This window comes from Chitinibacter tainanensis DSM 15459 (genome assembly GCF_000429785.1).
GTDB classification, from domain to species: domain Bacteria; phylum Pseudomonadota; class Gammaproteobacteria; order Burkholderiales; family Chitinibacteraceae; genus Chitinibacter; species Chitinibacter tainanensis.
The window spans coordinates 62493-76789 of the sequence record NZ_AUCN01000009.1 but is presented as its reverse complement, the minus strand read 5'-3'; the positions used below and the strand labels follow the sequence as shown (position 1 = coordinate 76789).

The 14297-nt window shown below is 59.3% G+C and carries 13 protein-coding genes; 9 read left to right on the top strand and 4 right to left on the bottom strand.

Annotation, left to right across the window (positions count from 1 at the left end; genetic code table 11):
• Window positions 1-29: 29 nt before the first annotated feature.
• Window positions 30-941: a helix-turn-helix transcriptional regulator gene (locus G482_RS19345; protein ID WP_051258643.1), complete on the bottom strand. Its 912-nt coding sequence runs from the start codon at window positions 939-941 to the stop codon at window positions 30-32.
• Between the two features lie 416 nt (window positions 942-1357).
• Here G482_RS19345 and G482_RS0101415 point away from each other — a divergent pair, with 416 nt between their 5' ends.
• From G482_RS0101415 to mgtE, 3 genes are all read left to right on the top strand, one after another.
• Window positions 1358-2959 (top strand): EAL domain-containing protein, encoded by a 1602-nt coding sequence (locus tag G482_RS0101415; protein ID WP_028448517.1) that lies wholly within the window; start codon window positions 1358-1360, stop codon window positions 2957-2959.
• A gap of 517 nt (window positions 2960-3476) precedes the next feature.
• Window positions 3477-3605 (top strand): hypothetical protein, encoded by a 129-nt coding sequence (locus G482_RS20790; protein WP_276324775.1) that lies wholly within the window; start codon window positions 3477-3479, stop codon window positions 3603-3605.
• Entirely contained in the window at window positions 3599-4975 is a 1377-nt protein-coding gene (mgtE, locus tag G482_RS0101405; RefSeq protein ID WP_211227546.1) for a magnesium transporter, read from the top strand. Before G482_RS20790 ends, mgtE begins: the two co-directional genes overlap by 7 nt.
• A gap of 72 nt (window positions 4976-5047) precedes the next feature.
• On the opposite strand, the gene G482_RS0101400 is transcribed toward mgtE, so the two are convergent.
• A complete protein-coding gene (locus G482_RS0101400; RefSeq protein WP_156905325.1) occupies window positions 5048-5968 on the bottom strand; it encodes a helix-turn-helix transcriptional regulator in 921 nt (306 codons plus the stop codon).
• A gap of 68 nt (window positions 5969-6036) precedes the next feature.
• Here G482_RS0101400 and G482_RS16880 point away from each other — a divergent pair, with 68 nt between their 5' ends.
• The 6 genes from G482_RS16880 (at window position 6037) to G482_RS0101365 (ending at window position 12320) form a co-directional block, all read left to right on the top strand.
• Window positions 6037-7035 (top strand): ABC transporter ATP-binding protein, encoded by a 999-nt coding sequence (locus G482_RS16880; RefSeq protein ID WP_051258642.1) that lies wholly within the window; start codon window positions 6037-6039, stop codon window positions 7033-7035.
• Window positions 7032-7817, top strand: coding sequence for an ABC transporter permease (locus G482_RS0101390; protein ID WP_028448514.1), 786 nt, complete (start codon window positions 7032-7034; stop codon window positions 7815-7817). Before G482_RS16880 ends, G482_RS0101390 begins: the two co-directional genes overlap by 4 nt.
• A 1-nt stretch (window position 7818) precedes the next feature.
• Window positions 7819-8604: an ABC-2 family transporter protein gene (locus G482_RS0101385; RefSeq protein ID WP_028448513.1), complete on the top strand. Its 786-nt coding sequence runs from the start codon at window positions 7819-7821 to the stop codon at window positions 8602-8604.
• A 629-nt stretch (window positions 8605-9233) separates the two neighbouring features.
• Window positions 9234-10163, top strand: a complete 930-nt coding sequence (locus G482_RS16875; protein ID WP_051258641.1) for a glycosyltransferase — start codon at window positions 9234-9236, stop codon at window positions 10161-10163.
• Entirely contained in the window at window positions 10160-10885 is a 726-nt protein-coding gene (locus G482_RS20785) for an acyltransferase (RefSeq protein ID WP_028448512.1), read from the top strand. The genes G482_RS16875 and G482_RS20785 overlap by 4 nt, the downstream gene beginning before the upstream one ends.
• 58 nt (window positions 10886-10943) lie before the next feature.
• Complete coding sequence (locus tag G482_RS0101365; RefSeq protein ID WP_028448511.1) at window positions 10944-12320, top strand: MATE family efflux transporter; 1377 nt, start codon at window positions 10944-10946, stop codon at window positions 12318-12320.
• An 87-nt stretch (window positions 12321-12407) separates the two neighbouring features.
• Here G482_RS0101365 and ssb read toward each other — a convergent pair whose 3' ends face one another.
• Window positions 12408-12926: a single-stranded DNA-binding protein gene (gene ssb / locus G482_RS0101360; RefSeq protein WP_028448510.1), complete on the bottom strand. Its 519-nt coding sequence runs from the start codon at window positions 12924-12926 to the stop codon at window positions 12408-12410.
• Complete coding sequence (locus G482_RS0101355; protein ID WP_028448509.1) at window positions 12927-14291, bottom strand: MFS transporter; 1365 nt, start codon at window positions 14289-14291, stop codon at window positions 12927-12929.
• Window positions 14292-14297: the final 6 nt, after the last annotated feature.

Below are 14297 nucleotides of genomic sequence, written 5' to 3'. Positions count from 1 at the left end.
GCGTGATCAGCTTTGGCAAATGCGCAAAGCTAGGCGGCGCGACACTCGCTGGGGGCCATGCCAAAGGCACGGCGAAAGGCAGTGGCAAAATTGGCCGGCGAGGTGTAGCCGGCATCCAGCGCCGCGCGGGTCACCGAGACTTCGCCGCGCTGCAGCCGCTGGCGGGCCTGCCAGAGTTTTTGCTGGCGCAGATAATCAAACACGCTGGTACCAAACTGGCGGCGAAAATGTCGCTGCAGCGTGGCCACACTCATGCACGCTTGGGCCGCGATGTCACTCAGGCTTAGCTCATCCGCCGCGCCACTATCGAGCAAGGCGCGCACCGCCTCGAGGCGGCGGCTGATGTGGGCCGGCAAACTGGGCGCACTGGCTGGCTGCACTTGGCCCAGCGCCATGGCCAGCAATTCAAACGCCAGACTTTCGCGCTGCAAACGCGCCAAGAGGGGCGAAGCGCTGGGCCCCGCCAACAGTTGCTCCGCCAGCGCCACTAGGGCCGGCTCGGCCTGCCATTGCCGCACGGCCAAATGCTGGCGGGTAAATTGCTGCAAGGCCGCCTCCTGCTCGCCAGCGCCATGCAGGCCATGTGCATCCAGCCAGCCTGCTGGAATATGCAGACACACTTTGCGCTCGAGCGTGCAATCGGTGATCTCACGGGCAAACTCGGTGGCTTCGGTCAGGTTCACCAGCAAGACTTCCGCGCCCCGCGCCACCGAATGCGCCAGCTGAATGCGACGCTCGCCAAAACCCAAGGTCAGCTCGCCCTGCAAGAGCACAATCAGCCGCTGCCCCGCCTCGCTATCCACACGGTGGGCATGCCCGCCGCGCAAAGTGCTGGCCGCCACACAACATCCATCCGCCAGCGGCTGCTGCCAAGATGACAAAATGGTCGAGCCGGCGGTATAGCTTGCCGGTGTGGGGCTGGCCGAACGGGTAGCAGGCATGGGATGGCTCCTGCAGCAATGCTGCATGCGCCGCAGCGACTTGTGGTGCGCGACGCTCAAAGATGACAAAGGAATGGCATCTTAGCATTTTCGCCACTTATTGAGAATCATTACCATTTGATTTGAAGCAAACTTCCGTGTCGCGATCGCGCTTGCTTAGGTACACGGTCGGCCATGCACTCATATACCCAATGCAGGTATAAGCCCATAAACAAATTGGAATATAAACTGTACTGATATACCCCTCGGTTAACTGCCACCAACTGACAATAGCGCGCCCGTAGTAGGCGATAGCACACCCTTAGCTTTCAGTAAAAATGCCATTGAACTGACAGCGAGCGTGAGCTGGCGTACCATGAGGCAGCCCCATTGCGGCATCATTGCATCGGCCCAACCTGCATCGGCGAATCTCCATCATGAATCTATTGCTTGCGCGTTTTCACCTTTTACTTGCTAGTTTGGCCGGCTTGCTAGTCGCCGCGCTGATTTTGCTCTTGGCGCTGGCCGGTGTGCTGCAGCAGGAGCAACAGCGCCTGAGCCTGCAGCAGCAAAGCGCCGGGGCACTACTCACGGCGGTGGCCAGCGAAGTGCGGCGCGGCTTTGCCTTCCTTGGCCGCCAGCCACTGCGCGACTGCCAGGCCGACAGCCTGAGCCGCTTGCGCAGCCAATTACTGAATTTTCGCTATCTGCGCAGCGTGGGCTTATTGGATGAACAGCGGCAGCTGCGCTGCTTCACCAGTCACGGCGAGCTGACTCCGCCGATGCAATTGCCGCCGGCACAATTCATTGATGCCCAAGGCACGCAGATCTGGAACGACTACCCACTGCCGATCCGCAATGGCCAAGTGAATAGCACCCTCACTGCACGCGGCACGCAGCTCTTGCTGGTGGATGGCCATGTATCGATTGAAACTTTCCAACGCGCAGCGCTGGATGCCGTCTGGATCAGCTACGCCGACGCGCCCCCCCATCTGATCTGGTCACGCCCGACGCTGGCAGCACACCCACAACCGCCCACGAACTTGCGCTGGCGGGCACTGAGCCGGCCGGGCTCGGGCTGGCAAATTGATTGGGTGCAGCAGCGCCTAATAGTCGGTAGTAATGTGCCCAATACCGGCCTCTTTGTGCAGAACTATCGCTCGCTGGCCGAGCTGTGGCGTAGTAACTGGGCGCTGTGCGCGCTGCTGGCCACACTGGCGGTATTGCTCGGCGCCATTAGTGGCCGCTGGGTCAGCCGCAGCTTGCGCCGCCGCGGCACGCTGGCTTACCGGCTGCCGCAGCTGCTACAGCCGACGCATATTCACTGCATGTATCAGCCGATTGTTGAGCTGGCCAGCGGCGAGATCGCCGGCTGCGAAGTGCTGATGCGGCTCAAAGATGGCGAGCACACTATTTTTCCCGATCAGGTGATCCCGCTGGTGCAGGCACAAGGGCTTAGCTGGGCGCTGGATCAGGCGGTTAGCCAGCGCGCCTTGGCGGAGCTGGCGACGCTGCTGCCGGCCGCGCCCAGCCGCCCATTTAAAGTGGCGCTGAATTTTTTCCCTGAGCATATCCGCCATGCCCAGCTCAGCAGCTTACTCGATCCGTGGCAACACCCGCGCTGGCAGCTGAATATCGAGGTCACCGAATACGGCGTGAGCGAACATTTGCAAGCTGAGGTGCAACAGTTGCGCGCGGCCGGCTACCAGATTTCGGTCGATGATTTTGGTACCGGGTATTCCAATCTGGGCACCATCAAATATCTGGCGCCCGATTTTCTGAAAATCGATCGCTCGTTCGTGGCCGACCTGGAAGACGACACCTTGCGCGCCAGCCTGATCCCGCAAATCGTCAGTATTGCCGAGGCCGTGGGGGCCGAGATCGTGGCCGAAGGCATTGAAACAGCCCAGCAGGCGGTGCTACTGCAGGCGCAAGGGGTGCGCTTTGGCCAAGGCTATTGGTATAGCCGCCCGGTGCCACTGGCCGAGTTTGCCCAACTGCTACAGCAGCCACCACGCCCGGCCCCTGCCGTGAATTAAGCGCCCCCGCAAGCCACAATTACCGCGCGGCACTGGCACATTGCCGGTTGCCGCTCGCTACGGCCCGCCACTACACTGCCGGGCATCATCAATCCGAGTGACTTTCTGTGGAACAGCCTAGTTGGCGGCCACTGGCCGCAGTTTAACCGGCAAGGTACTCGCGCTTTTCTGCGCTGCCTTCCCCCCTTGGCATGGCAAGCGCCGGCAGTTTTGCCCCCTGCAATCTGCCCTTTCCCGCTCTGCTGACTTTCTGGTGTAAACCCACGCCCCGCGCATGCTGGCTGCTGCGTCGTGCCCCATCGTGGGCCGTCGCACGCTGGGCGCAAGGTAGGCACACCGCACGCAACTAGCCCACCGACTGACATTCAGCCTGGAGGAAACATGGACCCCGATCCGAGTCTGCCGCTGGCCGCGCGCCAGCTACCCGCTCTCATCTTGTTTCGATCGAGTCATCTGACTCATTGCCGCTAGGCCTAGGCACGCCCACGGGGAATGCCTGGCCAGCAGGAGTACCCCAATGTTGCTACACGCTTTCAATGCGGGCTGGTTGCTCGCCTATCATCATCCCGATCATTTGCTGGCTACCCTCAGCTGGCCCCGCCGGCTACGCCGCCTGCGTCGCACGCAAGGAGGTGAATCATGCTGAATCGCGCCCACCTCTTAGTCCAACTGGCTACACCTAACCAAACCCTGACTCAAGCCGAATGGAGCTGGCTGCTGCATCAATGCCATCCTTCCGATTTAGCCGGGGCCTTGCAGGAAAAACCGGTACTGCAACAAGCCAGCGAACTGCTGCGCCTAAGCCCCGCCGAGCGCGCGCTGCTGTTTAGCCATCTACCAGCACTGGCACAAGATGGCATCCTGAAAGCCCTACCCCAGCCCGCCGCGGTAGCGCTATTTGAGCAAATGCCGCCTGATGAGCGCGCCGATGTATTCAAGCGGCTGGATTTACCGGCGCAGGCCGGCTTATTGCCCGCCCTAACGCCCGCCGCCCGGCAAGATTTATTGCAACTAGCCGCCTATGCCGAAGGCACGGTGGGCGCGGTGACCACTAGCCGTTTTGTTGCAGCCACGCTCGAGATGACCGCGGCGCAAGTCTGGCAACATTTACGCGCCAGCGCGCAGCTGCTGGAATCGGTGCCGGGGCTGTTTGTGCTCGATAGCATCGGCAAGCTGTGCGGCACCATCGATTTGCCGCTGCTGCTGGCCGCCGCCGATGACACGCCGCTGGCCGAGCTGATGCGCCCCGAGCCGGTGTACGCCCGCGTGGGCTGGCCGCAAAGCGAGGCGGTCGCACTGATTCGCCATTACGATCTGCTGGCTCTGCCGGTGTGCAACGAGGCCGATCAGATGGTGGGCATTGTGACCGTGGATGACGCGCTGGAAATCGAAGAAGAGCGCCAGGCCAGCCAGCTGGTGCGCTTTGGCGGCACCCAGCTCGCTCCCAGCCCCGATCTGGATATCATGCAAGCCAGCACGCGCACCATGTTTGGAGTGCGGGCCTTCTGGCTGGTAATACTGACGGTCTTTGGCATTCTCACCAGTACCTTTGTTGCCGCGCAGGAAGAAATCTTGTCACAGGCGATTGTGCTGGCAGCCTTTATCGCGCCGATTGTCGATATGGGCGGCAATGCCGGTAGCCAGTCGGCCACCTTGGTGCTGCGGGCCATGGCGCTGGGCGAGCTGAAAGTGAAATGGCGGGATATCCGCTTTATCATCCTGCGCGAGCTGCCGGTGGCGCTGGCCCTGGGGATCACCGTAGCGGTGCTCGAATGCATTCTGGCGTATTTCAGCAAAGGTGTCGGGATTGAAGTCTTGCTCACCGTGGGCCTGAGCATGCTGGCCTGCACGGTGCTCGGCGGGCTGATTGGCGCCTTGCTACCCTTTGGCGCGCGCAAAATCGGCACCGATCCAGCCACGCTGTCTGCGCCACTGATCACCTCGATTATGGATCTGGTGGGCGTGTTTATTTACTTCGGCTTTGCCTATCTATTCTTGGGGCATCTGCTGCAGTAATCGTCTAGGTATATGGCTGTAGACCAATATAAAAAATGCCTACAGCCATATACCTTGCATCATCTCAACTCATCAGCCTGCCATCGCGCTCAGCAGCTCGCTGGGCGCGATACCATAATGCTGGCGAAACCGGCGTGAAAAGCTCGCCACTTCCAGATACCCCACCGCCGGCCCAACCACCGCCACCTTCTGCCCGGCCAGCAACATTTCCCGCGCCGCCCGCATTCTGAGTTCAAACACCATCTGCCCCGGCGATTGGCCAAAATGCTGCTGACACACCCGATGCAAATGTGCCGGCCGCAGCCCGAGCCGCGCACAGCATCGCTCGATCGACCAATCTTGCGCCGGCGCATGCAGCACCGCGGCGCGCCAGCTTTGCAAAGCCGCCAGGCGTGGGTCAACGGCAGCATCGGTACGCAGCATGCGCTGCAATAGACGGCTGAGTAAATCCAGTGCCGGCATGGCCAGCGTATCGCTCTCGCCCTGATTGGCCCGCGCCGCCTCACGCTGAAATAGCGATACCGCTTCATACAGCGCGGCGCTCTCGGTGGTGGCGCCCACCCACGGCGTATCTCGTTGCAGCGGATTCCAGCGATCATGGTCGCGCAGCATCACCCAGGCATGCGGCATGGGCGCTGCCCCCACGCGGCGAAAACCGCGCTGCCCGCCAATCGGCAGCACGCCAAATTGCCCGGGCCGCACCGGCCAGATGTCGTCCCCCTGAAACAGCTCGGCCTCACCCGCCAGCGGCACCAGCAAGACATGAAACGGCGCCTGAACCCGCTCGATTTCACAGGCGCCGGTGGGCGTAGCCACGCCGCACATAAAAATCCCGTGCTGGCGCATGGCCGGAAAAGACGCGCGGTGATACACATGCGCGCCCACCAATCTGGGTACCCCTTCATCCGCCACATCAAAGCGTTCGTAATAAATTGCCGCCATCAAATCCGGCCCACCCGGCCACGAGAGAATTGAACAAGCGCGATGGGACACCGGAACATTCCAGCTATCCAGCCGCGGGCATATATTACGAATATTCTTTCCAGATTGGTAATGAATCAATGTTAATCCAGGCTGAAAAACTGAACCGGATCTATCAATCCCCTGCGGCAGCGCAAAATTGGCGCGAGCGTCTGCAGCGCCTATGGCGGCCCCAGCTGATCACCACCCATTCGGTGCAAGATGTCAGCTTTACAATCGCCGCTGGCGAATGTGTGGCGCTGGTGGGCCCCAATGGCGCGGGTAAATCCACCACCATCAAAATGCTGACCGGCATTCTGGCCCCCAGCAGTGGCCGCGTGCAGGTGGCAGGCTTTGACCCACAACGCCAGCGCCGCGAGTATGTCAAACACATCGGCGTGGTATTTGGCCAGCGTAGCCAGCTGTGGTGGGATTTGCCGGTCCAAGATTCCTTTCGCATTTTGCAGGCCCTGTTTGCCGTACCCGAGGCGGTGTACCAGCAGCAGCTGACGCTGTTTCGCCGCGAAGCCGGGCTCGATGAATTCTGGCTACGCCCGGTGCGCACGCTCAGCCTCGGGCAACGCATGCTGTGCGAAATCGCCACCAGCTTTTTGCATGCGCCAGCTGTGGTGTTTCTGGATGAACCGACCATCGGGCTTGATCTGGAAATGAAAGCGCGGATGCGCGGGCTGATCCGCCGGCTGAATCAGCAAGCCGGCACCACGGTACTGATCACCTCACACGATGTCGGCGATATCGAGCAACTTAGCCAGCGCATGTTGCTGATCGATCAGGGCCAGCTGAAATTTGACGGCAGCCTGCCGGCATTTCAGGCACATGCCGGTGATGGCAACTGGTGGGCGGCGCGGCTGGCGGGTGATCTGCAGGCCGCCCATGCGCTCTTGGCCGGCCACCCCAGCGGGCTGGCCGTGCGCATTCAGGATGAGTGGCTGCAAGTGGCCCGGCATGACAGCCTGCCCTTTGCCGAGCTGCTGCAGCTACTGGCGCCATTTGCCATTCATGAAATCAAACCAGTCGCGCAATCGCTGGAAGAATTGCTGCACCGGTTTTACCTCACCAGCAAGGCGGAACGGCTATGAGTGCAACATTACGCGCCTGTTGGGCGCTGGCCGTGGCCAATGGCCGGATAACCGCCACCGATCGCAAAGGCCGGCTGATCATTTGCCTGGGCTATTTACTGGGCATGTGGCTGCTGTACTGGCTGTGGCAAGGACTGTATCAGGATGATCCGCAGCGGGCCGGGCTCAGTTTTGCCCGTGCGCTTTTGCATGTGGTTACGGCGCAAACGCTGTTTGCGATTATCACCACCGGTGCCGACTGGCGGCTGGCCCGCGAAATCCGCTCGGGCGAGGTAGCCAGCCAGCTCACACAACCGATGAATCTGCCCCTGCGCCATGGTGCGCTCTCGCTCGGCGTGGCTGGGGCCAAGGCGCTGTATATGTTGCCGGCGTTTGGGGTTTTTCTGCTGTGGTCGGGCCTGAGCCTCACCCCTGCGAGCTGGCCACTGGCCCTGCTGTCGGTGCTGTGTAGTTTCAGCTTGCTGTATTCACTGGGCTTTATGGTGGGGCTAGCCGGGTTTCTGGCCACCGATTTATGGGGCATTACCGCCAGCAAAGATGCGGTGGTGCAGTTTCTGGGCGGCGCCTTGATCCCCTTGGCGTTTTTCCCACCCACCATTCAGGCCATTCTCACCTGGCTGCCGTTTGCGCATTTCTTTAATACCCCGGTGGGCTACCTCACCGGCGAGCTGACAAGCCCGCAAGCGCTGTATCTGCAGCTAGCGTGGGTAGTGGTGTTCTGGGGGCTGGCCCAGTTGGCCGGGCGCTGGGTGCAGCGCAAACTGATTGTGTTTGGAGCCTGAGATGAGTGCGTTTTTTACTGCCTGGCGCCGGCTGGCGCTGGCCGATTGCAAGGTTAAACTCGAAAGCCGGGCCGATTTTGCGCTGATTGTGTGCGGTATGTTTTTCACCTCGGTGAGCAGTGGCGCCAGCTTGTATCTGATGCTGGGCAACGCCGGCGAGATCGCAGGCTACAACCGCTACGAGCTGATTTTTATGCAGGGGTTTATGTTTTTAACCTATGTGTTTGAAAGCAGCTGCTGCAATGCGATGTATATGCTGGAAAGCTGGCTCAAGAACGGCAATTTTGTGCGCTATTACCTGCGGCCGATTCACCCGCTGCAAATGCTGCTGCTGGAGCGTTTTCACCCGCAGGGTTTGGTGGTAGCCGCAACGGGGCTAGCCTTTATGGGTTTTGCGCTGGCGCATTTGCCGGGCGTGTGGTCGCTGGGTTTTGTGCTACAGCTCGTGGTCTTGCTGCCGCTGGCTTCGATTACCCTGAATGCGATCAACCAGATGGCGATCGCCAGCTGCTTTTTCTTTGGCGAGTATTCACCGGTGTTTCACACCGTGGGCAAGCTCACCGATATGTCGCGCTACCCGTTTGAGCTTTTTCCCAAACTGGCTCGGCAGGTGTTTATGCTGCTCCCGCTGGCCGGCATCGTTTGGTGGCCATGCCAAGTGCTGCTGCGCCAGCAGCCAATCTGGCAAGTGGCCCCACTGATGCTGCTGATCGCCAGCGGCAGCGTGGCCGCGCTGATGTGGCTATGGCGCACAGGCATGCAGCGTTACGCAGGTGCTGGTGGCTAGGGTATTGCCTCGCAACCCATACGTAAAAATGGCTACAGCGCTATACCCCTAGCACCAAACTGCAAGCAACTTGCTAATCTCGCCCCCAAACCCCGCCTAGCGGGGTTTTTTACTGCCTGCCGCTTCAGCGCAGCGGCACACAGGGCCACGCTGCTCGGCAACCCCTGAGGCCGAGTGCAAATGGTTTGGCGGTTAAAACCGCGCGAATTTGTGCAAGCAATTTCGCTGCACGCGCAGCAAATTTACAACAACTTACCCGTAAGTTTTAAAAAAAGTAATTTTGCAATGCAGCACATTTCACGGTGTCTGGCTGAGCGCACTACATTTTCAGCGAAAGCGATTTTGTGAGCGAATTCACATGTTTTGGATGGATCAGCTCGTGAAGGTGATCCGGCCCACAGTCAATTTGTAGCTAAATTACTTTTTACTACGCAAAGCAGAGGCTTTGTAAGAAACAAAACTACACATTACTTTAATAGAAATGATCTGTTTTTTTCTGGTAAGTTTGCGTCAGTGATCGCAACAGCCCTGCGCGGCTGCAACACGATGCCATACAGACTGCGTGGCGCAAGACGCACAAGCAGCACCAAGGAGACGCAATTTAACTCCATTACTCAGAAGGAAAGATCATGTCATCCCCACAAATCAGCGTTGTGATTCCAACCTACAATCGTGCCGACCTGCTGGGCTATACGCTTGATGCCCTATGCCAGCAAACGCTACCGGTCGAGCTATTTGAAGTGATTGTGGTTGACGATGGCGGCTCGGATAACAGCAAGGCAGTGGTTGATCGCTACGCCGAAGTACTCAACATCAAATATTTCTGGCAAGAAGACTTGGGTTTTCGGGCCGGCAAAGCCCGCAATATCGGTACGGCCATCGCACAGGGGCAATATGTGGTGTATGTCGATACCGGCGTCCTGCTGGGCAGCAACACCCTGCAAGTGCATTACGACGTACATCGCGCCGCACAATACCCTACCGTGATGATTGGCTATGTGTATGGCTTTGAAGTGGACCATGCCACTAGCAAGCAAATGGGCAAACTTATCAACCCTCAATCGGCCGACGCTTCGATTGCCCAGCTCCGTGCTTTGGGTGCGCTGGATATTCGCCAACGCCAATACGACGAGCTGGGTGAGAACATCACCAATTGGCCAGCACCATTTGATATTTTCTGGACTTGCCATGTCTCGGCCGAGCGCGAGCAATTGTTGAAAGCCGGGCTATTTGATGAATCTTTCACCAGCTGGGGCGGCGAAGACGTTGATCTGGGCGTGCGGCTTTTTATCAACAACAATCTGTTCACCATGGAACGCGAGGCATGCTCTTTCCATTGGCCGCATGAGAAAGAGGTAGCCGACCACCGCGAGGAATCCGCCAGCGCTGCCGAGCGTATTCACGCCAAATACAATCTGTGGACCACCAGCTTTTACGGCCGCGATCTGAATGACCAGAAATACTCGCTCAACAAAGTGATCAAGATTTTCCGCGAACAAGGGTTTAAAAAATCGCCACAACTGCGCGATATTGCCTACAGCGCCGAGGTGAGCGCATGAGCACCCTCTATCAGAATATTTTCCTGTTTGATCCGGTGGCCGCGGGACAACCCGTGCACGATGCGCACGCTGTGTTGAGCGCACAAGGCGTGGAGATTCACGCCAGCACCGTGGTGTCAGGCACGCCACGCGTAGCCTTTACCCGTGTGGCCGATGCCCGCTTGCAGCAACATGGCCTGATTGCCAGCGAGATTGCCGCAGAAGATTTCGCCGGCAGCATCCGCATCGGGCGCAATTGCTATCTGGAATCAGGGCAATTGCCGGCCTTTCACACCCAGCCATCGCGGCTCACCAGTGTACAGATCAACGATGAAGCCCCCGGGCAAATCAGCATCGGCAACGGGGTGGTGCTGCAAGGCGTGGCCATTGTGGCCTACCAGCGAGTTGAAATCGCCGATGAAGTGATGTTTGGCCCGATGGTGACCATCATGGATAGCAGCGGCCACCCGCTGCTGGGGCGGGGCCAGCCGGGTGAGGCGATGAAAATCCGCTCGGCACCCGTGCGCATTGGCCGTGGCGCCTGGATTGGCACCGGCGCCACGATTCTGAAAGGCGTCACCATTGGCGAAGGCGCAATTGTCGGCGCTCAGGCTGTCGTGAGCGAAGACGTACCGCCCTACTGCGTGGTGCTGGGCAATCCAGCGCGGCTGGTGAAACGCATCAGCACGGCCCATGAGCGCAAAAATGCCGCGCACTATGCCGAGCTAACCATGGCGCTGTAAGTCGCCCGACCGATGGCATCCGGCCACCGCGCCGGATGCCTTGCTGGACATCCAAACCATGACTTTTATTCTGCAACGCTGGCAGAGCAGCTTTTATCTGCGCCTGCTGAGCTTGGCTTTGCCCATTACTTTGCAAACCCTGATGTTTTCCAGCAAGGGCATGATCGATAGCATGATGCTGGGGCGGCTGGGCGCCACGGAAATCGCCGCCGTGGGGATTGCCACCAAAATCCTGTTTGTAGTCACCATTTTCCTGCTGGGCCTCGCCATGGGCGCTGGCCAGCTCGCAGCCCAAGCCTGGGGCGCCCGCCAAGCCGGCCTGACTGGCGCCGACGAACTACCCCGCCAGCTGGCGCAGGGGCTATGGTTGCAATGGCTGTTTACCTTACCACTGGTGGCGCTGATGGTATTTTGCCCGGCCTGGCTCATCGGTCTGGTCAGCCCCGAGGCGGCCCTCTTGCATGAAGGAGGGGCATTTTTACAGATCGTGGGCCCTAGCCTTTTACTCTTTAATTACACCTGCACCCTGTGCAGCGGCTTGCGCGCCATGCAGCAACCGGGCATCGCCACGCTGTATTCGGTGATCGGCGTACTGGTGAATATTGTGCTTAATGCCTGGCTGATTTTTGGTGGCTGGGGGATCGAAGCGCTGGGGGTCAAAGGCGCAGCGCTAGGTACGGCGCTGGGTGGTGTAGTTGAAGCCAGCCTGCTGTATCTGCATCTGCGCTGGCACGGCCATTTGCTAGCGCGTCTTCCGCTCTGGCAGTGGCCGGATTGGGCCGCACTGCGCACGCAGCTACAACTGTCGCTGCAGCTGGCGACCAATAGCACGCTGTGGGCGCTTGGTGCGCTGGTGTTTTTTGCCATTGTCGGTGGGCAAAACCCGGTGACCCTGGCCGCGCTATCGATCCTCGCCCCCATTGAATCATTTTCGTTGGCCTTGCTGATTGGGCTCTCGTGCGCCGCGGCGATTTTGATTGGAGCCACAGTGGGCGCGGGCGATGAAGCCCTCGCCCAGCAACAAGGCTGGGCGGCATTGTGGCTGGGTTTGGTTTTGGGGCTGGTCACCATGCTGGCTGTGGGTCTTGCCTGGCCCTTGCTGCTGGCGCAGTACCCGGCCCTGGCCGAACCGGTTGTGGCAGAGCTGGAAATCCTGTTTCAGCTGATGCTATTGGGTTTTGTGGTGAAAAGCTGCGCCATGATGCTACTGGCGGGCGTATTACGGGGCGGTGGCGATAATGGCTTTTGCCTCGGTTTGGACTTTAGCGTGCAATGGCTGCTGATTATTCCACTAGCGTGGTGGTTATCAGTGGCGCTGCATTGGCCTGCCAGCTGGCTCTACGCGCTGATGCTACTGGAAGAGCTACTCAAAATTGGCGGCGCGGTCGCGCGCATGTCCTCCGGGCGCTGGCTACACCGGCTAGTGGCCGCGTAAAGCGAATCGCCCTCTAGCGCACCGGCCAACAAAAAGCCCAGCAAACGCTGGGCTTTTTGTTGGCGGTCTAAGCGCAAACTCGGCGCATTAGAACGGAATATCATCCTCGAAATCATCAAAGCTTTTCGCTGGGCGCGCGGCTTGCGCTGGGGCCTGGCGTGGCGCTTGGGCTTGCTGTTGGGGAGGGGCGCTGTATTCCTGATTGAAATCATCACCACCATAGCCGCCGGGGCCACCCTGGCCACCGCCCATGCCGCCACCTACACCGCCGCGGCCGCCGAGCATTTGCATTTGGTCAGCCACGATTTCAGTGGTGTAGCGATCGGCGCCGGTTTGTTTATCTTGCCATTTGCGGGTTTGCAGACGGCCTTCGATATACACGGAGCTACCTTTTTTCAGGTATTCACCTGCGATTTCAGCCAAACGGCCGTACATGGTGATGTTGTGCCATTCGGTTTTTTCCTGTTTGGCGCCGGTGTTTTTGTCTTTCCAGTTTTCGGTGGTGGCAATCGAGAAATTGCATACGGCACCGCCGCTAGGCAGGAAGCGGGTTTCCGGGTCGCGACCGAGGTTGCCGATCAGCAGTACTTTGTTTAACGATGCCATTTAATGGGTCTCCGCAATCAATTGTTGTGCCGCTGCTGCATCCCAGCCATCTTGCAGGACTTTCAGCAGCGCCACGCGTTCTTCAATCAGGACAACGGCTTCTTTTACGCCGTCAATGGCGCCTAGTTTAGCAGACAGTTCGGCCGGATTGCCCTGCCAGTCTTCACCGATGTGGAACATTTGCGTTTTCACCGGCAGCGGCGGCTGCATGCCCCACGATACCATGAGCCACAAGCCCATCAGGCCGGCACATAGCGCAAACACCGGCGTGGCGCTGCCAAAATGCTGAAATAACCAGCCGGCCAGCGCCGAGCCCAGAAACATACTGGCGGCCTGGCAGGTGTTGTAAACGCCCATCGCCGTGCCTTTGGCTTCGGTCGGGGCAATTTTGGAAATCAGGCTCGGTTGCGTGGCTTCCAGAATATTAAAGGCGATGAAATACAGCCCCAGCCACAGCACAATCGCGCTGAGATTGGGCAACCACAAGGTCATGCCCAGCTGGGCCAGCAACATCAGCGCAATCGCAAACAGAAACACTTCTTTGAGGTGATGTTTTTTCTCGCCATAAATAATCGCCGGCACCATCAGCACAAAGCCCAGTAACACCACCGGCAAATACACATACCAGTGATGCGCAACATCCAGGCCACCGCGCTGCGTGAGCAATAGCGGCATCACGGTAAACATCGCCATTTGCGCCGCATGCAGCGCAAACACGCCATAGTTCAGCCGCAATAATTGCGGATGGCGCAGCACTTGCGGCAAGCGGCGGGTATTGGCTTCGGCATCGGAGTGAAAGCGGCTCACGCTCGGATTGGGGATGACTTTCCACACCCCGATCAAAGCCGCCACCGCCAGCACGGCAGTCATCAAAAAGATCCCCGGCAGGCCGATCCACTCCGCGAGCTTAGGCGCAGCTACCAGCGATACGGCAAAAGTAGTGGCGATACTGCCGCCAATCATGGCCATTGCCTTGGTGCGGTTTTCTTCGCGGGTTAAATCGGCCAGCAGCGCGGTCACCGCGGCCGAAATCGCGCCAGCGCCCTGCACCGCGCGGCCGATAATCAGCCAGACAATATGATCGGCCAGCGCACACATCACCGAGCCCAGCGCAAACAGCGCCAGACCGATGTAGATCACTTTTTTGCGGCCCACCTGATCGGACCACATGCCAAACGGCAGCTGCAATAAGGCTTGCGTGAGGCCATAAGCCCCAAAGGCCAGCCCGACCAGCGCATGGTTCTGCCCACCCGGCAGCTGGCCGGCATAGACGGCAAACACCGGCAAGATCAGGAACATGCCCAACATGCGCAGCGCATACAAACCCGCCAGGCTGGTGGCGGCGCGCATTTCCAAACGACTCATCATGCT